The sequence below is a fragment of the Yoonia vestfoldensis genome, from assembly GCF_002158905.1.
Classification (GTDB): Bacteria; Pseudomonadota; Alphaproteobacteria; order Rhodobacterales; family Rhodobacteraceae; genus Yoonia; species Yoonia vestfoldensis_B.
Genome location: NZ_CP021431.1, coordinates 498,983 through 517,602, shown reverse-complemented (window position 1 = coordinate 517,602; position 18,620 = coordinate 498,983). Strand labels below are relative to the sequence as shown.

Annotated in this window: 18 protein-coding genes; 10 read left to right on the top strand and 8 right to left on the bottom strand. The window is 62.8% G+C overall.

The window, feature by feature from the left end:
* Positions 1–131: 131 nt before the first annotated feature.
* Both LOKVESSMR4R_RS02555 and LOKVESSMR4R_RS02550 read left to right on the top strand, forming a co-directional pair.
* On the top strand, positions 132–464 hold the full coding sequence (locus LOKVESSMR4R_RS02555; protein WP_087206167.1) for a DUF952 domain-containing protein: 333 nt from the start codon (positions 132–134) through the stop codon (positions 462–464).
* The gene (locus tag LOKVESSMR4R_RS02550) at positions 461–1,513 is read left to right on the top strand and encodes a quinone-dependent dihydroorotate dehydrogenase (RefSeq protein ID WP_087206166.1); all 1,053 of its coding nucleotides are present in this window, start codon (positions 461–463) and stop codon (positions 1,511–1,513) included. Before LOKVESSMR4R_RS02555 ends, LOKVESSMR4R_RS02550 begins: the two co-directional genes overlap by 4 nt.
* Here the strand turns inward: LOKVESSMR4R_RS02550 and LOKVESSMR4R_RS02545 are convergent.
* Genes LOKVESSMR4R_RS02545 through LOKVESSMR4R_RS02535 form a run of 3 tightly spaced genes read right to left on the bottom strand, consistent with a single transcriptional unit; the run spans position 1,490 to position 3,739 of the window.
* On the bottom strand, positions 1,490–2,815 hold the full coding sequence (locus LOKVESSMR4R_RS02545; protein ID WP_087206165.1) for an MATE family efflux transporter: 1,326 nt from the start codon (positions 2,813–2,815) through the stop codon (positions 1,490–1,492). The genes LOKVESSMR4R_RS02550 and LOKVESSMR4R_RS02545 overlap by 24 nt on opposite strands.
* A complete protein-coding gene (locus LOKVESSMR4R_RS02540) occupies positions 2,808–3,302 on the bottom strand; it encodes a PaaI family thioesterase (protein WP_087206164.1) in 495 nt (164 codons plus the stop codon). The genes LOKVESSMR4R_RS02545 and LOKVESSMR4R_RS02540 overlap by 8 nt, the downstream gene beginning before the upstream one ends.
* On the bottom strand, positions 3,299–3,739 hold the full coding sequence (locus LOKVESSMR4R_RS02535; RefSeq protein ID WP_087206163.1) for a PaaI family thioesterase: 441 nt from the start codon (positions 3,737–3,739) through the stop codon (positions 3,299–3,301). The genes LOKVESSMR4R_RS02540 and LOKVESSMR4R_RS02535 overlap by 4 nt, the downstream gene beginning before the upstream one ends.
* Before the next feature lie 126 nt (positions 3,740–3,865).
* Here LOKVESSMR4R_RS02535 and LOKVESSMR4R_RS02530 point away from each other — a divergent pair, with 126 nt between their 5' ends.
* The 6 genes from LOKVESSMR4R_RS02530 to LOKVESSMR4R_RS02505 all read left to right on the top strand — a co-directional run bounded on the left by LOKVESSMR4R_RS02530 (position 3,866) and on the right by LOKVESSMR4R_RS02505 (position 10,771).
* Positions 3,866–4,234: a MerR family transcriptional regulator gene (locus LOKVESSMR4R_RS02530; RefSeq protein ID WP_007205813.1), complete on the top strand. Its 369-nt coding sequence runs from the start codon at positions 3,866–3,868 to the stop codon at positions 4,232–4,234.
* Between the two features lie 171 nt (positions 4,235–4,405).
* On the top strand, positions 4,406–4,807 hold the full coding sequence (locus LOKVESSMR4R_RS02525; RefSeq protein WP_087206162.1) for a MerR family transcriptional regulator: 402 nt from the start codon (positions 4,406–4,408) through the stop codon (positions 4,805–4,807).
* A 41-nt stretch (positions 4,808–4,848) separates the two neighbouring features.
* On the top strand, positions 4,849–6,627 hold the full coding sequence (locus LOKVESSMR4R_RS02520) for an acyl-CoA dehydrogenase C-terminal domain-containing protein (RefSeq protein ID WP_087206161.1): 1,779 nt from the start codon (positions 4,849–4,851) through the stop codon (positions 6,625–6,627).
* 81 nt (positions 6,628–6,708) lie between these two features.
* The gene (locus tag LOKVESSMR4R_RS02515) at positions 6,709–7,344 is read left to right on the top strand and encodes a glutathione S-transferase family protein (RefSeq protein WP_087206160.1); all 636 of its coding nucleotides are present in this window, start codon (positions 6,709–6,711) and stop codon (positions 7,342–7,344) included.
* Between the two features lie 12 nt (positions 7,345–7,356).
* Positions 7,357–8,568 carry an acetyl-CoA C-acetyltransferase gene (locus tag LOKVESSMR4R_RS02510; RefSeq protein ID WP_087212456.1) on the top strand — a complete coding sequence of 404 codons (1,212 nt, stop codon included), beginning with the start codon at positions 7,357–7,359 and terminating at the stop codon, positions 8,566–8,568.
* Positions 8,569–8,578: 10 nt separating this feature from the next.
* On the top strand, positions 8,579–10,771 hold the full coding sequence (locus tag LOKVESSMR4R_RS02505; RefSeq protein WP_087206159.1) for a 3-hydroxyacyl-CoA dehydrogenase NAD-binding domain-containing protein: 2,193 nt from the start codon (positions 8,579–8,581) through the stop codon (positions 10,769–10,771).
* Positions 10,772–10,809: 38 nt separating this feature from the next.
* Here the strand turns inward: LOKVESSMR4R_RS02505 and LOKVESSMR4R_RS02500 are convergent, their stop codons facing one another.
* Positions 10,810–11,712, bottom strand: a complete 903-nt coding sequence (locus LOKVESSMR4R_RS02500) for a DMT family transporter (RefSeq protein ID WP_087206158.1) — start codon at positions 11,710–11,712, stop codon at positions 10,810–10,812.
* A gap of 90 nt (positions 11,713–11,802) precedes the next feature.
* Here LOKVESSMR4R_RS02500 and LOKVESSMR4R_RS02495 point away from each other — a divergent pair, with 90 nt between their 5' ends.
* Together LOKVESSMR4R_RS02495 and LOKVESSMR4R_RS02490 are read left to right on the top strand one after the other, a co-directional pair.
* Entirely contained in the window at positions 11,803–13,428 is a 1,626-nt protein-coding gene (locus LOKVESSMR4R_RS02495) for an AMP-binding protein (protein ID WP_087206157.1), read from the top strand.
* A 78-nt stretch (positions 13,429–13,506) separates the two neighbouring features.
* The gene (locus LOKVESSMR4R_RS02490) at positions 13,507–14,523 is read left to right on the top strand and encodes a hypothetical protein (protein ID WP_087206156.1); all 1,017 of its coding nucleotides are present in this window, start codon (positions 13,507–13,509) and stop codon (positions 14,521–14,523) included.
* A 3-nt stretch (positions 14,524–14,526) separates the two neighbouring features.
* Here LOKVESSMR4R_RS02490 and upp read toward each other — a convergent pair whose 3' ends face one another.
* From upp to LOKVESSMR4R_RS02470, 4 genes are read right to left on the bottom strand one after another with little or no spacing between them, the layout of a single operon-like run.
* Entirely contained in the window at positions 14,527–15,159 is a 633-nt protein-coding gene (gene upp / locus LOKVESSMR4R_RS02485; RefSeq protein ID WP_087206155.1) for a uracil phosphoribosyltransferase, read from the bottom strand.
* Entirely contained in the window at positions 15,156–16,145 is a 990-nt protein-coding gene (locus tag LOKVESSMR4R_RS02480; protein WP_087206154.1) for an adenosine deaminase, read from the bottom strand. The genes upp and LOKVESSMR4R_RS02480 overlap by 4 nt, the downstream gene beginning before the upstream one ends.
* Positions 16,142–17,317, bottom strand: a complete 1,176-nt coding sequence (locus LOKVESSMR4R_RS02475; RefSeq protein WP_087206153.1) for a phosphopentomutase — start codon at positions 17,315–17,317, stop codon at positions 16,142–16,144. Before LOKVESSMR4R_RS02475 ends, LOKVESSMR4R_RS02480 begins: the two co-directional genes overlap by 4 nt.
* Positions 17,317–18,618 (bottom strand): thymidine phosphorylase, encoded by a 1,302-nt coding sequence (locus LOKVESSMR4R_RS02470; protein ID WP_087206152.1) that lies wholly within the window; start codon positions 18,616–18,618, stop codon positions 17,317–17,319. Before LOKVESSMR4R_RS02470 ends, LOKVESSMR4R_RS02475 begins: the two co-directional genes overlap by 1 nt.
* Positions 18,619–18,620 lie beyond the last annotated feature (2 nt).

The following is an 18,620-nucleotide window of genomic DNA, read 5'->3' as shown; positions in this document are numbered from 1 at the left end:
CGTTAGGCCAGATTGGCCGCCAGATGTGACGGGAGTCAAACACAACAGCCGATTGTCGGCACCTTACCGCAACGTCAACGGCCCCGGCCAAGACACTTGACCATTTTTTGCGCAGGCCCCATGACGCTGCCATGTTGATTTACAAGATTTTCCGCGCCGATGAATGGGCCGCCTTGCAACGCGATGGCGCGACGGCGGGCGCGCCTGTCGATCTGGCCGATGGCTATATCCATTTTTCCACCGCCGCGACCCTGGCCGAAACATTGACCAAGTATTTCGCAGGCGAAACCGGTCTTGTTGTGCTGGCAGTCGCCGCCGATGGCCTGGACCCGCTGAAATGGGAACCCGCGCGCGGTGGCGTGCTGTTTCCGCATCTTTACCGCGACCTGACGCTGGCCGATGTCGTCTGGGTTCGCGACCTGCCGCTGTCGGATGGCGCGCATCAGCTGCCGGATCTTGCATGAAGGCGCTGGAACAGATCGGGTTGGCGGCGCTGCGCCGGATAGATCCCGAAACCGCGCATGGCGTGGCGATCACCGCTTTGCGCAAAGGGCTTGGCCCAAAGACCACCCCTTTCACATCGCCGCGTCTGCGCTGCGATCTGGCCGGGCTGGCGCTGCCCAATCCCATCGGCCTTGCCGCGGGGTTTGACAAGAACGCGACCGCCCTTGCGCCGCTGGCGCGCGCAGGTTTCGGCTTTGTCGAGGTCGGCGCCGCCACCCCGCGCGCCCAGCCCGGCAACCCCAAGCCGCGCCTGTTCCGGCTGACCGGTGATCGCGCCGTGATCAACCGTTTCGGGTTCAACAATGACGGGATGCAGGCCATCGCCCAGCGCTTGGCGCAGCGCCCAGTCGGCAGCGTGGTCGGCCTGAACCTTGGCGCGAACAAGGACAGCACCGACAAAGCCGCCGATTTCGCGACCGTGCTGGCCTATTGCGGGCCGCATGTGGATTTCGCCACGGTGAATGTCTCATCGCCCAACACCGAAAAGCTGCGCGACCTGCAAGGCAAGGCAGCGCTGGCGGCCTTGCTGGCCGGTGTGATGGACAAACGCGCAAAGATGGCGCGCCCGATCCCCGTCTTTCTAAAGATCGCGCCGGATCTGACGCTGGACGAGATTGCCGAAATCGCCGAAGTCGCCCAGACCGCCGCGATTGCAGGCATCATCACCACCAATACCACGCTGGACCGCAGCGGCTTGCACGGCCCGCATGCGCAGGAAAAAGGCGGGCTATCCGGCCAGCCTTTGTTCGAAAAATCGACCCGCGTGCTGGCGCAATTGGCGGGTCTGACCGATCTGCCGATCATCGGGGTTGGTGGGGTCGCCACCGCAGAACAGGCCTATCAGAAAATCCGCGCCGGGGCCTCGGCTGTGCAGCTCTATACCGCCTTGGTCTATGGCGGTTTGTCCTTGGTCGATGAAATCGCGCGCGGATTGGATATGCTGTTGCTGCGCGACGGGTTCGCCACGCTGGCCGATGCGGTCGGATCAGGCCGCGCGGACTGGACCTGAGGCTGCAGCCTCCAGCGCGGGATATTTCAGCCCCAGCGTCACGCCACGCACCACAAAGCTGATCAGCATCCCGAGCCACAGCCCGTGATTGCCAAACAGCGCCATCAAGGGAATGACGCTGGTAAAATAGACTGCCGCCGAGACGATCATCATGTTGCGCATATCCGCTGTCCGCGTCGCGCCGATGAAAATGCCGTCCAGCATCCATGCCGCCACCCCCGCCAAGGGGACGACGATAACATAGGGCAGATAAAGACGCGCTGCCGCGCGCACCTCGGCTGCGGTGGTCATGATGTCGATCATGATGCCGCCGAATAGCGCGAAACACACCGCCATGACCGCACAGGCCCCCAGCCCCCAAAGGCTGGTCAGGATCGCCGCCCGGCGCAGCAGACCGCGCGCCCGCGCACCTGCGGCCTTGCCCACCAGCGCCTCGGCGGCAAAGGCGAAACCGTCCAGCGCATAGGCCGTCAGGTGCAGGAACTGCACCAGAATCTGGTTCGCGGCCAAAGGCACATCGCCAAAACCTGCCCCATAGAACAGGAAGCTGACGAAAATCGCCTGCACCAGCACCGATCGGATCATGATATCGCTGTTTACCACCGCCATGCGCCGCAGCCGGATCAGGTCAAACACCCGCGCCGCTGTCCGCCATGCGACCCCGGCAAAGGCGTCGCGGCAATACCATAACCCCAGCACCAGCCCCGCCCAGACCGCGATAAACGTGGCCCAAGCCACCCCCGCCACGCCCCAGTCAAAGCCCAGCACGAAGACAAGGTCCAACCCGATATTCAGCCCGTTCATCAATAGCTGGATCGCCAGCACCGCGCCGGTGCGTTCCTGTGCGATCAACCAGCCGGTGATGCCGTAAAGCGCAATGGTCGCAGGGGCCGACCAGATGCGGATCGCCATGTAATCGCGGGCCAAGGCCTCGACCTCGGCGCTGGCGGGGGCAAGCCGAAAGGCGCCGTTGAAGATCGGCCATTGCGCGGCGATCAACACCGCCCCCGCGCCAAAACCGATCAACAGCGCGCGCGACAATAGCGCGGCCACCTCGTCGCTGTCCCCCGCACCGCTGGCCTGCGCGGCAAGCCCGGTGGTGCCCATCCGCAGAAAGCCGAAGATCCAGTAAACGGCGGTCAGGATCACCGCGCCAAGGCCCACTGCGCCAATCGGCGCCGCCGCACCCAATTGCCCGACAACGCCGGTATCGACCAAGCCCAGCAGCGGCACCGTCGCATTGGCCAGCACGATCGGCAGCGCGATCCGCAGCACGCGGCGATGCGTCAGCCTGTCAGCCATTGCGCGGGGGCATCAGGAAATGCCCCGTCGCCTGTGCAAACAGCCGCGCACGATTGTCCTGCCATGTTTCCACATGCACCGAGGCATAGCGCCGCCCCGACCGGTTGACCCGCGCGCGTGCATAGGCATCGCGCGGCAGCCCGCTGCGCAGGTAATCAACGGTAAAGTCGATTGTCTTGGGCAGGGTGATGGCCGGGGCGTCATCGGTGATGCGGCCAGCCTCCATATCCTCCCAGATCATCGCCCAGGTCAGTTCCATGATGGCGGTGACCTCTAGAAAGGCCGCCGTCGCACCACCATGCAGCGCCGGCAACATCGGATTGCCGATCAGCCGGTCCGCATAGGGCAGCACCGCCGTCAATTCATCGCCGCGCCGGTCGATCTGGATGCCCAGAAATTGCATATAGGGCACGCGGGCCACCAGTTTTTGCAACATCGCATCGCGGCGTTGCTTGATCACCTGGACGGGCTCGGGACGGGTGGTCATGCCTTGCCCCTTTCGATGGTAAAGGCCCCGGTGGCCGAAGCGACAGGCCGGTGCGCATCATTGTCAACCGCCGTCGCCCGCACAAAGGCGACAGACCGCGTGACGTGATAACATTCCGCCGTGGCCGTGATCCGCTCGCCAGGTGTGGCCGGGCGCATGTAATCAATCCGCAGGTCAAGCGTCGCCGTGGCCAGCGCCGCCGCCGGATGCGCCATCACCGCCGCCCCGGCGCAGGTATCCATCAAGGCCGATACCGCCCCGCCGTGAATGACGCCGGTATCGGGATCGCCGATGAAACGCGCGTCATAATCCATCGTGATGGTTGCCCGGCCGTCACCGACCTCGGTCAGGGTCATGCCCAGCGCTTGCGCATGCGGGATCGACGCGATGAACTGCGCGGCGATCTTGTCGCGGCGGCTGGCCTGATCGTCTGACATGGCTTCTCCTGCATGGCTGGAACTCCCCCACCGCAGTAGCGTTACCCGATTGTCATTGCAAACATGATCGATCCATCTGTTGCCCCGCCCCAGCGATGGCGATAGGTTAACGGCGAGGAGAAACCGATGACCGAAAAGCGCCTGTCGTTCAAAGAGATGTGTGCGAAATTCGACGTCACGCCTCGGACGTTGCGCTATTACGAATATATCGAACTGCTGACCCCCGAAAAGGAAGGGCGGGCGCGGTTCTATGGCCCACGCGAACTGGCACGGATGACGCTGATCCTGCGGGGCAGGCGGTTTGGCTTTGCGCTTGAAGACATCCGGCAATGGCTGCTGATATACGAAAAAGAAGGCACCCATGCGCAGATGCGCGAATGGGTCGCGCTGGCCGACCGGCAGATGGAAGAACTGCGCCAGCAGCGCGCGCAGCTGGATGAAACGATGGCCGAACTACAGCAGCTGCGGGACCATACCGCCAAGACCCTAGCCTAGGCGCGCCTGCCCTCGCGTCAGAAAATTACACCAAATTCGCCAGATTTTTGCTGACCTTTCGTCACCCTGTTCGTGACGCGACGTTCTGTTTACGTTAACGTCACCTTTGCTTGTAAGCTGCCAATGTGATCCGCAATTGCGTGGCAGCAGCCATCCGCATGAGGAAAAGCCATGACGACAGATACAATGAACATCCGCGAGATGTGCGAGGCCTTTGATGTCACGCCCCGCACCTTGCGTTTCTACGAAGCCAAGGAACTGCTGTTCCCGATCCGCCAGGGTCAAAAGCGCCTGTTCACCAAGCGCGACCGCGCCCGGCTCAAGCTGATCTTGCGCGGCAAGCGCTTTGGCTTCTCGCTCGAGGAAATCCGGCAATTGCTGGACCTTTATCACATGGACGACGGGCAAGAGACCCAGCTGTCCAAGACCTATGAACTGGCCGAACGCCATCTGGCCGATATGCAAGCCCAGAAAGCCGAGCTTGACGAGGCGATCGGCGAATTGAAGGCCCAGATGGCTTGGGGTGCCGAAAAGCTCGCCAGCCTTGCCAAAAAGAAATCCGCCGCCGCCTGAGCCGGCACCATCCACGCCACGACCCCAGGGAGACAGACCAAATGCCGATCTATAACGCCCCCGTCAAAGACATCCAGTTCGTGCTGCATGACCTGCTGCGCGTCAGTGAACAGGATATTCCGGGGTTCGAAGACCTTGACCGTGATTTCACCGGCGCCGTGGTCGAAGAGGCCGGCAAGGTCGCCACAGCCGTGCTGCATCCGCTGAACGCCGTGGGCGACCGCGAAGGATGCGTTTTGGAAAATGGTGTCGTGCGCACGCCGACCGGGTTCAAGGACGCGTTTGAGGCGATGAAAGACGGCGGCTGGACCGCGATGGATTGCGACCCCGCCTATGGCGGTCAGGGCCTGCCTTACGTCATGCATACCGCCGCGCAGGAACCTTTCGTGTCCGCCAATATGGCGTTCAACATGTATCAGGGTCTGACCCATGGTGCCTATTCCGCGATCTATGCGCATGGCTCGGACGACCAGAAACAGACATACCTGCCCAAGTTGACGACCTGCGAATGGACCGGCACGATGAACCTGACGGAACCGCATTGCGGCACCGATCTGGGGTTGATGCGCACCAAGGCCGTCCCGCAGGACGATGGCACCTATAAGATCACCGGCCAGAAGATTTTCATTTCGGCAGGCGATCACGATCTGGCCTCCAACATCATCCATCTGGTGCTGGCGAAAATTCAGGGCGGGCCTGACGGGATCAAGGGCGTGTCCTTGTTCATCGTGCCCAAGTTCATGGTCAATGATGACGGCAGCCTTGGCGCGCGCAACGGCGTCAGCGTCGGCAAGATCGAAGAAAAGATGGGCATCCACGGCAATTCGACCTGCGTGATGAATTATGACGCAGCGACGGGTTTCCTGCTGGGTGAAGCCCATAAAGGCATGCGCGCCATGTTCACCATGATGAACGAGGCCCGTCTGGGCGTCGGCCTGCAAGGCTATGCCCAAGCCGAAAGCGCCTATCAGAACGCTGTCGCCTATGCCAATGACCGCCTGCAAGGGCGCGCTGTCACGGGTGCGGAAAACCCTGACGGTCCTGCCGATCCGCTGATCGTGCATCCCGATATCCGCCGCAACCTGATGGACCAGAAGTCCTTTGTCGAAGGGGCGCGCGCCTTTACCTATTGGGGCGCCTATCTGATCGACCGCGCGCATCGCAACAGCGACAAGGACGCCGACGGCCTGATCTCGCTGATGACGCCGGTGATCAAGGGGTTCCTGACCGACAAAGGCTTTGAATATGCCACCGCCGCGCAGCAGGTTTACGGCGGCCATGGCTATATCGAGGAATGGGGCATGTCCCAATATGCCCGCGACGCAAGGATCGCGATGATCTATGAAGGGGCCAATGGCATTCAGGCGCTGGATCTTGTGGGGCGCAAGCTCGCGCTGGATGGCGGCAAACATGTCATGGCGTTTTTCGAGATGATCAAAAGCTTCATCAAGGAAAACGAAGGCAATGAGGCGCTGAACAAGGATTTCCTTGTGCCGCTGAAAGCCGCCAGCGAAGACCTGCAGGCGGCGGGGATGTATTTCATGCAAAACGGCATGAAAAACCCCAATAACGCTTTGTCGGGGTCTTATGATTTCATGCATATGATGGGCCATGTCTGTCTGGGTCTGATGTGGGCACGCATGGCCAAGGCCGCGATGGAGGCTTTGGACAGCGGGGCATCCGATACCGCATTCTATGAAACCAAGATCGCAACCGGCCGTTATTACATGGCGCGCCAATTGCCCGCGACAGGGATGCATCTGGCCCGGATCAACACCGGGGCTGATACTGTCATGGCGTTGCAGGCCGCGAACTTCTAGGGTTCAGATGGGCGCCGCGATCCTGCGGCGTCCCTATCCGATTTCACAAGGATTTCGGCCCCAGGTTGGGAGGCCTGCACCATGCCCATGAAACTGCACTGCTTCGGCGAAAGCGGAAACGCCTATAAAGTGGCCCTTACCTTGACCCTGACCAATCAGGACTGGGACCCGGTCTTTGTCGATTTCTTCAACGGCGCGACCCGCACGCCGGAATTCCGCGCGCTCAACGTGATGGGCGAGGTGCCGGTTCTGGAAGACGGCGATCTGGTGCTGACCCAATCGGCGGTCATGCAGGATTACATCAGCTCTAAATCGGGCAAGCTGGGGGGAAGGTCCGCCGCCGAACGCCGCGAGGTGTTGCGCTGGATGTTCTTTGACAATCACAAGGTCAGCGGCGTGGCCGGGCCTTTGCGGTTCAACATGAATTTCCTGCCCGAGGACAAGCGCAACGCCGATGTGAACGGCTTTCTGGCGATGCGTCTGGCCTCGGCGCTCAAGGTGATGGAAACCCATCTGACGGGGCGCAACTGGCTGGCGGGCGAGGATATGACCATCGCCGATATCGCCTGCGCCGGTTACCTGTTCTACACCGAACCCTTTACCTTTGCGCGCACCGATTACCCGCAGATCGACCGCTGGCTGGACGCCATCGCCGCCCGCCCCGGTTGGAAACACCCCTATGACTTGATGCCGCGCGCGCTATCCGGCGCGGCCTGAACGGAGGATATGATGACCGACGCCTATATCTATGACGCGATCCGCACGCCGCGCGGCAAAGGCCGCGCCGATGGCAGCCTGCACGAGGTGACATCCGCCCGCCTGTCCGCCGGTGTGCTGAACGCGCTGAAAGAGCGCAACAACCTGCAAGGCCACGCGGTCGAGGATGTGATCTGGGGCAATGTCACACAGGTTGGCGAACAGGGCGGCTGTCTGGCGCGCACGGCGGTGCTGGCGTCCGATCTGGACGAATCCATCCCCGGTCTGGCGATCAACAGGTTCTGCGCCTCTGGCATGGAAGCGGTGAACCTTGCCGCCAATCAGGTGCGCGGCGGGGCCGGTCAGGCCTATATCGCGGGCGGCGTTGAAATGATGGGCCGCGTCGCCATGGGCAGCGACGGGGCGGCGATTGCGGTTGATCCGTCGATTGCGATGGACAGCTATTTCGTCCCGCAGGGCATTTCCGCCGATATCATCGCCACTGAATACGGTTTCAGCCGTGACGCGGCCGACCAATTGGCCGTCGAAAGCCAGAAACGCGCGAAGGCCGCGTGGGACGAAGGCCGTTTCGCCAAATCCGTCGTGACGGTGCGCGATATCAACGGTTTGGCCATTCTGGACCATGACGAATACATGCGACCAGAAACGAATATGCAAACGCTTGGGTCGCTGAACCCCGCCTTTGCCGCCATGGGCGAGGTGATGCCCGGCTTCGACAAGATCGCGCTGATGAAATACCCCCATCTGGAACGGATCAACCATATCCACCATGCGGGCAATTCATCGGGCATCGTCGATGGTGCCGCTGGCGTGCTGGTTGCGTCGAAGGAATGGGGCGAGGCGATGGGCCTCAAACCCCGCGCGGTGATCCGTGCGACTGCGAAAATCGGCACTGATCCGACGATCATGCTGACCGGCCCGGTGCCCGTGACCGAGAAAATCCTGCGGGATGCCGGCATGGCGATCAGCGATATCGACCTGTTCGAGGTGAACGAGGCTTTTGCCTCCGTCGTGCTGCGGTTCATGCAGGCGTTCAACGTCGATCATGACCGCGTCAACGTCAACGGCGGGTCCATCGCGATGGGGCATCCTTTGGGGGCCACCGGTGCGATCATCATCGGCACCCTGCTGGATGAATTGGAACGCTCTGGCAAATCCACCGGTCTGGCGACGCTCTGCATCGCATCGGGCATGGGTGCCGCAACGATTATCGAACGCGTGTAAGGGGGCGATCATGACTGATTTCACACTTAAAACCGACGCCGATGGCGTGGCAGTCATCACTTGGGACACAATCGGCAAATCCATGAATGTGATGAACCAGCAAGGGTTCACCGATCTGGATGCGCTGATTGATCAGGCTCTGGCGGATGATGCCGTCAAAGGCATCATCATCACATCGGGCAAGGACGGGTCTTTTGCCGGGGGTATGGACCTGAACATCATCGCGCGGATGAAAGACAGCGCCGGTGATGATCCCGCGCGCGGGCTGTTCGACGGCGTGATGGCGATGCATGGCGTTTTGCGCAAGATCGAACGCGCGGGCATGGACCCAAAGACCAACAAAGGCGGCAAGCCCATCGCCGCCGCCCTGCCCGGCACGGCACTGGGCATCGGGCTGGAAATCCCGCTGGCCTGTCACCGCATCTTTGCCACCGATAACCCCAAGGCGAAAATCGGCCTGCCCGAAATCATGGTCGGCATTTTCCCCGGTGCCGGTGGCACGACGCGTCTGGTGCGCAAGCTGGGGGCCATGGCCGCATCACCCCTGTTGCTCGAAGGCAAGCTGAACGATCCGCAAGGGGCCAAACGTGCAGGCGTGGTCGACGAGGTTGTGGCCGACCCTGTCGCCGCCGCCAAGGAATGGATCCTTTCGAACCCGTCCATCGTCAAACCCTGGGACGAAAAGGGTTATAAAATGCCCGGTGGCGCGCCCTACCATCCGGCCGGTTTCATGACCTTTGTCGGCGCATCTGCCATGGTCAACGGCAAGACGATGGGGGTCTATCCTGCCGCGAAAGCCTTGCTATCGGCGGTCTATGAAGGGGCCTTGGTGCCTTTCGATACCGCGCTGAAGATCGAGGCGCGCTGGTTCACCAATATCTTGATGAACCCCAGCTCCTCGGCCATGATCCGCAGCCTGTTCATCAATAAGGAAGCGCTGGAAAAAGGCGCCAACCGCCCTGATGCGCCCGATCAAAAGGTCAAACAGGTCGGTGTCATCGGCGCGGGCATGATGGGGGCGGGCATCGCGCTGGTCTCTGCGCTTGCAGGCATCAAGGTCGTGCTGATCGACGCCAAACAAGAGGCCGCCGACAAAGGCAAATCATATACTGCCGCTTACATGGACAAAGGCATCGCCCGCAAAAAGGCGACCGAGGACAAGAAAGCCGCCGTGTTGGGGCTGATCAACGCCACGACCGATTATGCCGCCTTGAAAGATTGCGATCTGATCGTCGAGGCCGTGTTCGAGGATGTGGGCGTCAAGGCCGAGGTCACCAAGAAGGTGCAGGCGGTGACGGGTCCTGACTGCATCTTTGCGACCAACACATCGACCCTGCCGATCACCGAACTGGCCAAAGCCAGCAATGATCCGGCGAATTTCATCGGCATCCATTTCTTTTCCCCCGTGGACAAGATGATGCTGGTCGAGATCATCAAAGGCGAGGCAACAGGCGATGTCGCGGTGGCCAAAGCGCTCGATTTCGTGCGCCAGATCCGCAAGACGCCGATCGTGGTCAATGACGCGCGGTTCTTCTACGCCAACCGCTGCATCATTCCTTATATCAACGAAGGCATCCGCATGGTCCGCGAAGGGGTCGAACCCGCCCTGATCGAAAACGCGGCCAAACTGGTCGGCATGCCGCTGGGTCCGCTGCAATTGGTGGATGAAACCAGCATCGATCTGGGCGTGAAAATCGCCAAGGCGACGCGCGCCGCGATGGGCGATGCCTATCCCGACGGTGCGGTGGACGAGGTGCTGTTCTGGATGGCCGATCAAAACCGTCTGGGCCGCAAATCCAATGCCGGTTTTTATGCCTATGACGACAAGGGCAAGCGCCTTGGCCTCTGGGACAATCTGGCCGCGCAATACCCTGTCGCGGATGACCAGCCCGATCTGGTGACCGTGCAGCACCGCCTGCTGTTCGCCCAAGTGCTGGAAGCCGTGCGCGCGCTGGAAGACGGCGTGCTGACCGATATCCGCGAAGGCGATGTCGGCGCGATCCTTGGCTGGGGCTTTGCGCCTTGGTCGGGCGGGCCGTTCAGCTGGCTGGATATCATCGGCGCGCCCTATGCCGCCGAACGCTGCGACCAGTTGACCGCAGAATTCGGGGATCGGTTCAGCGCGCCTGACCTGCTGCGCGACATGGCCGATAAGGGGCAGGAGTTTTACAAACGCTTCGCCACCGGCGCGAAAGCGGCCTGACTATCTAGGCGCATCCCTTCGCGGGGATGCGCCAGCCCTTACACGCTGCGGCGCGACACGATGATGATGCCTGCCAGCGCGATCAGCGCCATCCCCGCCATCGCCACAGGGCTGACCAGATCCCCCCATAGATACCACGCCCAGCCGCTGGCAAAGATCAGCAGCGCATATTCGTAGACGGCGACCTGACTGGCCTCGCCCAGCTGATAACCGCGAAACAGGCAGAAGATACCGACCAGCGCGAGGGCGGTCTGCACCGATATCCAGAACAACAGATCAGCGGTCAACGGCATCCAGCCACGGCTGGCAAAGCCTTCGGCACCCGGCGCGCCAGCAGGCAGCAACAGACAGCCCAGCGCACCGCAGATGGCCAGCATCGCAAAGAAACCCGCGCTCAGCGTCAGGGTGGTTTCGCCTTCGCACCATGCGCGGGTGGCAATGGCCCCGATGGCATAAAGCAGCCCCGCGAGGATCGGCAGGAACACCACCAGATCCAGCGCCGCAGGGTCTGGCCGGATCACCAGCAGCGCACCCGCGAACCCCGTCACGATGGCAAGGCTGCGGACCCAGCCGACACGTTTGCCTTGGAAAATCACGGCGATCAGCAGCACGAAGATCGGCGATGTGAACAGCCCCGCCACGACGATCCCGATCGGCAGGATGGCCAGACAGCCGAAATAGATCAGCATCGACCCCGCCTGAAACAGGCTGCGTCCGACCACGGCCCAAAGACGCTTGGGCCGCAAGCTGCCCCAGCCGATCACCCCCAGCACCCCCAGCGCCAGCAGCCCGCGCAGCAGGTGGAACTGCCACAAAGATCCTTCTGGCGCGATATAGGGGATGAAATTGTCGTTCAGCCCCAAGACCGCCATCCCCGCGATGATATAGAGCACCGCACGCGGCGATATGATCTGGTCAGGCAAGGCGATCTGGGGCGTCATCGGGCAGCTTTCAGCGGAATTCCGCTTTCAAAGTCACCGATGCGCCGCAATACTCTGTCCAGATAGCGACCCAAAAAGCGGGAGGGCGACATGGGCTGGATGCGCGACGAGACGGGGCTCGGCAAACGGGCCGCCAATCATGTGCCGCTGACGCCTTTGTCGCATCTGCAACGCGCAGCACATGTCTTTGCCAACCGCGAAGCGCTGATCTATGGCACAGCCCGTCTGAGCTATGCGCAATATTACCGGCGCGTGTCACAGCTGGCCTCGGCCTTGGCCAAGGCAGGCGTGCAGCCCGGCGATGTGGTCGCCACGATCCTGCCCAATATCCCCGCGCAATCCGAGGCCGGTTTTGCCGTGCCTGCCTGCGGCGCGGTGCTGAACACGATCAACATCCGGCTGGATGTGGACACCATCGCCTATATCCTTGATCATGGAGAGGCAAAGGTTGTGCTGGTCGACAGCCAATTCCTGCCGCAGGCGATGGCCGCCATCGACCAGATGCAGGGGCCTGCGCCTTTGGTGATCGAAGTGCCCGATGATGAGGCGGGCGTCCATGCCATCGGCAGCCAGCAGAAATACGAGGATTTTCTGGCCAGTGGCGATCCCGATTTCGCATGGATCTTGCCGCGCGATGAATGGGAAAGCCTTGCGCTGAATTACACCTCTGGCACGACGGGGCGGCCCAAGGGCGTCGTCTATCACCATCGCGGCGCCTATCTGATGACGATGGGCACGGCGATGTCATGGCAGATGCCAAGCTTCGTGCGATATCTGCAAATCGTGCCGCTGTTTCATTGCAACGGCTGGAACCATACCTGGATGCTGCCCGCGCTGGGTGGCACCGCGATCTGCTGTCGTGATATCACGGCGCAGGCGATCTATGACGCCATCGCCGATCACGGGGCCACGCATTTCGGCGGCGCACCCATCGTGCTGAACCTGCTGGTCAATGCCAAGCCGGACCATCGCCGCGCTTTCACCCATGTGGTCGAGGTCTTCACCGCAGGCGCGCCCCCTGCCCCCGCAACATTGGCCGCGATTGGCAAGCTGGGGTTTGACGTCAAACAGGTCTATGGGCTGACCGAAACCTTCGGCCATGTCACCGAATGCATCTGGGATGCCGCATGGGACGCCCTGCCAGAGGCTGAACAGGCCGCGATCAAGGCGCGCCAAGGTGTCAGCATGCCGATGATGGAAGAGGTGACCGTGGTCCACGAAGACATGACCCCCGTGCCATGGGACGCCAGCACGCAGGGCGAAATCGTCATGCGCGGCAATGCGGTGATGAAAGGATATCTCAAGAACCCGGAGGCCACCGAAAAGGCCTTTGCCGGTGGCTATTTCCATTCCGAGGATCTGGCGGTCCAGCATCCCGGCGGCATGATCCAGATTTCGGATCGCGCCAAGGATATCATCATTTCCGGCGGCGAGAATATCAGCTCGGTCGAGGTCGAGGCGGCGTTGATGAACCATCCGGCCGTGAACCTCTGCGCGGTGGTGGCGCAGCCCGACGAGACATGGGGCGAAACCCCTTGCGCCTTTGTCGAATTGAAGGATGGCGCCACCGCCACCGAGGCCCAGATCATCGGTTTTGCCCGCGACAGGCTGGCGGGGTTTAAATGCCCCAAACGCGTGGTGTTTCAGGACCTGCCCAAGACCTCGACCGGCAAGATCCAGAAATTCGAACTGCGCCTGATCGCCAAGACCTTCTGACCGCGCCGGGCCGCCCTTTGGGGCATGACAACCTGCAGCTCTGGGCGTAAGGTAGCTGCAAAAAGGCTATATGGGCAGATGACAGCGCTGGATCGATATGTGCGGCTGGAAAGCGACGGGCTGTGGCGGCCTGCGCCGGACCAGCAGCGCCGACAGGTGATGATCTCTTTTGGCGATGCGACGCTGGTCATCGCCGACGGGGTGGCGCGCCCGCTGGCCCATTGGTCGCTGCCCGCGCTGATCCGGCTTAACCCCGGCGAACGCCCCGCGATCTATGCCCCCGACGAAGAAGCCAGCGAAGAGCTGGAAATCGCCGATGACACGATGATCGACGCGATCGAAGAAGTCCGCAAGGCGCTGGCCAAGGCGCGTCCCCATCCCGGCAAGCTGCGGCATTGGATCACGGCGGGGATCATCAGCGTGACGCTGGCGCTGGCGGTGTTCTGGCTGCCCGGCGCGCTGATGCGGCAGACGCTGGCGATTGTGCCGCCGGCGAAACGGGCCGAGATCGGCGCGACGATCCTGGCGCATATCCAGACCCGGACCGGGCCGGTTTGCCGCGATGCCGCGGCGCAGGCGGCAGCCGGCAGGCTGGCCAGCCGCGTCTTTGGGGCGGGAACACCGCTGCATATCGTGGTCGTGCCGGTCTTGGACCAAGGCGCGCTGGCGATGCCGGGCGGGCTGATCATTCTGGATGCGGGCTTGTTGCAGGCCGCCGATGATCCTGTCGCCGTGGCGGGTTACGTGCTGGCCAGCCGCGAGGCTGTCGCTGGCCGCGATCCGCTGGAACCCGTTCTCAAAGAGGCAGGTCTTGCCGCGACCTTTGGCTTGCTGACCACCGGCGATATCCCGCGCGATATCTTGCAGCGCCATGCCGATGAGCGTCTGGCCGAACCCGCACCGCAGGCCGAGGCTGGCGATCTGCGCCACGCCTTTCAACGGGCGAGCCTGCCGCACCGGCCCTATCAGATATTGGCCGACCAGCGCAGCGGCACGATGCCCGATCTGGGGCGCGATCCGCTGGACGGGCAGCCCTCTGCGCCGGTGCTGACCGATAGCGAATGGATCAGCTTGCAGAATATCTGCAACCGCTAGCGGCTATTTGGTGCCGAACATCCGGTCGCCCGCATCGCCCAGACCCGGCACGATATAGCCGTGATCATTCAGATGGCTGTCGATAGCGGCGGTGATGATCGGCACATCGGGATGCGCCTCGCGCATCCGCGCGATACCTTCGGGGGCGGCCAACAGGCAGAGAAACCGGATATTCGTGGCCCCGGCCTGTTTCAGCAGATCAATCGCGGCCACCGATGAATTGCCCGTGGCCAGCATCGGATCAACGGCGATGACCAGCCGGTCTTCCAGCTCTGTCGGGACTTTGAAATAATATTGCACGGGTTGCAGCGTCGCCTCGTCGCGGTAAAGCCCGACAAAACCCACCCGCGCCGAGGGGATCAGTTCCAGCACCCCGTCCAGCAAGCCATTGCCCGCCCGCAGGATCGAGACCAGCGCCAGTTTCTTGCCATCAATCACCGGCGCATCCATCGGTTCCAGCGGCGTGTCGATCCGGCGGGTGGTCATCGGCAAACCGCGCGTGACCTCATAGGCGAGCAGCTGGCTGATCTCGCGCAGCAATTGGCGAAACAGGGCGGTCGAGGTATCCTTTTGGCGCATCAGCGTCAGCTTGTGCTGCACCAAAGGGTGGGTGACATGGGTGACATGGTCGTTCATCGGGCAGGCTCCAGTCGTTTGGCCACACGGGCGCGGGTGGCATCATCGCAGAAAGCGGCGGCAAGGGCGGTCTGGTTCAACGCCGTGAAATCGGCCTCGTCCCAGCCAAAGGTCCGGTGCAGCATGTCGCATTCCGCACTCATCGTGGTGTGAAAGAACGGCGGATCATCGGTCGAAACGGTGACCTTGACGCCCGCATCACGCAGCCGGGCGATGGGATGGCTGGCCCAATCGGGCACCGCTTTCAGCACGACATTGGAACCGGGGCAGACCTCTAGCACGATATCTTTTTCCACGATCTCGCGCAGCAAGGCGGGATCGTCGATGGCCCCGATCCCGTGGCCGATGCGGGCGACTTTCAGATCGCGGATGGTTTCCGCGACCATCGCCGCCCCGCCCCATTCGCCCGCATGACAGGTCAGCGGCATGCCCGCTTCGCGTGCCAAGTCGAAAGAATAGGCGTAATCCGCAGGCCGCCCCGCCATTTCACCGCCCGCCATGCCGTAGCCCACGACAAAACCGCCAAAGGTTTCCGCCGCACAGCGCGCGGCAGGCTTGCAAGCCTCTGGCCCGAAATGGCGGATGCCGGTGACGATCCCGCGCAGCGTGATACCGAACCGCGCCTCGCCCTCGTCGGCGGCGTCAGACATGGCGGCAAGATAGTCTTTCCAAGCCGCCAGATCACCGCCACCGCAGAAATCGGGCGAAACGAAGGTTTCCATATAGACCACGCCATGGGCGGCGGTTTCTTCCAGCACCGCCAGCGTCAGGCGGCGGAAATCATCGGGCGTTTGCAGGGTGGTGCAGGCGGCCTCATAGACCTTCAGGAAATGGTCGAAATCGCGGAAATCATAGCCGCCCTGCGGCGTGAAAATCCCGCTGATGTCGATCTTTTTCTCGGCCGCCAACATGCGGATGAAATCGGGCGGCGCGCAGCCTTCCAGATGGGTGTGCAGTTCGACCTTGGGGATATGCTGAAAACTCATAGAAAACTCTTTCCTGCGCCGCGATAGGGCACTGCCAAATGATCCGCGATACTGGCCGCGACATCCGAAAAGGCCAGATGCCCCAAAGCTGCGTCCCCGATGCCATGCACCAGCACCGGCACCCTTTCGCGGGTATGGTCGGTGCCGGGCCATGTCGGGTCATTGCCATGGTCAGCGGTGACGATCAACAGGTCATCCTTTGCCAGATGCGGCAAAAGCCTGCCCAATGCCGCGTCAAACCACGCCAGATGCGCAGCATAGCCCGCAACATCGCGCCGGTGACCGTAATCGCTGTCGAATTCGACCAGATTGACGAAAATGAAATCGCCATCTGTCGCCTCGTCCAGCAGATCGCGCAGATGATCCATCAACGCGGCATCCTTGCCCTTGCGCAAAGTGTCGATGCCTTGCATCGAAAAGATATCCCCGATCTTGCCCACCGCATGCACCCTGCCGCCCGCCGCCTGCACATCATCGCAGATCGAGGGACCGGGCAAAGGGATCGCGTAATCCTTGCGATTGGCGGTGCGCGTAAAGGCCCCGACCTCGCTCACGAAAGGCCGCGCGATCACACGCCCGACTTTCATCGCGTGCAGCATGGGCGCAAGATCGGCGCAAAGCCGGTATAGCCGGTCCAGCCCGAAATGATCCTCATGCGCTGCGATCTGCAAGACGCTATCGGCAGAGGTATAACAGATCGGCCAGCCAGAGCGGATATGCGCCGCGCCCTCGCGGGCGATGATCGCGGTGCCAGAGGCATGGCAATTGCCCAGGATGCCGTCCGTGCCTGCCGCCTTGCAGATCGCGGCGGTCAGATCGGCGGGAAAGGCGGGCACCCTATCGGGGAAATGGTGCCAATCCCAAGGCACCGGCACGCCCGCCAATTCCCAATGGCCCGACGGGGTGTCCTTGCCGCGCGATACCTCGGTCGCGGCCCCCCAAGCGCCTGTCGGCACAGCGCCCAGCCCCGGCGCCACCAGCCCCGAGGCCAGCTGCACCGCCGACCCCAGCCCCAGCGCATCCAGATGCGGCAGATGCAGCGGCACCGCCTGCGCGATATGGCCCAGCGTATTCGCGCCGGTATCGGGCAGATCGCCGTTGAAATAATGTGCGGCATCCGGCGCGCCGCCGATGCCCACGCTGTCGATCACGATCAGGATTGCGCGCGCCATCAGCCGATCCTTTCCAGAACCAGCGGGCCGGGCACAGCCGCATCGCCAATGGTGATCGCCGCCTGCACGGCGCGGGCGGCTTCGGTCGCGGCCTGCTCGGTCGCGGCATGCAGCGTGCACAGCGGCTGGCCGCGCGTCACCGGCGCACCCAGCCCGATCATCTCGGTCAACCCGACGGCAGGGTCGATCCGGTCGGTTTCCACCCGCCGCCCGCCGCCCAAGCCCACGACGACCAGCCCCAGCGCCTCGCCATCAATTGCGGTGATATGGCCGCTGTCAGGTGCCATGACCTCGCCCACGACAGGGGCAGTGGGCAGATGGGTGCGCCAATCCTCGGCCATGTCGGGGGGGCCACCCATCGCGGCGATCATGCGGGCGAAACGGTCCATCGCCTCGCCCGAGGACAGGGCAAGGGCGACCTGCGCGCTGGCCTCGGGCGCGGTCCGACCTTGCAGGGTCAGCAGATGCACGCAAAGCGCCTTGGTCAAATCCACAAGGCGGGGGGCGGCGGCGCTATTGCCTTCCAGCACCTCCATGCAGATGGCAACCTCGACCGCATTGCCCAGCGCGGGGGCCAGCGGCGCGTTCATATCGGTGATCAGCGCGGCCGTGGGGCAGCCTGCGCCATTGGCCGCATCAACCAGCGCCTGCGCCAGCGCGCGCGCGTCACCCGGCGTTTTCATGAAAGCGCCTGACCCGCATTTGACATCCAGCATCAGGCCATCGAGCCCCGCCGCCAGTTTCTTGGACAGGATCGAGGCGGTGATCAGGTCGATGGAATCCACCGTCGCGGTGACATCGCGGATCGCATATAGCCTGCGGTCGGCAGGCGCGATCTGGCCCGTGGCGCTGACGATGGCGCAGCCCACCTCGCGGGTGATCTGGCGCAGGCGCGTTTCGGTGACTTGGGTGGACAGGCCGGGGATCGATTCCAGCTTGTCGAGCGTGCCGCCCGTATGCCCCAAACCCCGCCCCGAGATCATCGGCACATAGGCCCCGCAGGCCGCCAGCACCGGGGCCGCGATCAACGAGACGCAATCGCCCACGCCACCGGTGGAATGTTTGTCCAAGACCGGCCCCGGCAGGTCCCATGCCAGCACATCACCGCTGTCGCGCATCGCTGCGGTCAGCGCCACGCGGCCTTGGTCGGACAGCCCGTTCAGGCAAACCGCCATGGCAAAGGCCCCAGCCTGCGCGTCACTGACAGCGCCATTGGCCAAGCCTTGCGCGAACCATGCAAGGGCCTCCGCATCTGGCGTCTGCCGGTTGCGGATCGCGACTATGATCGCGCGGGCGTCCAAGG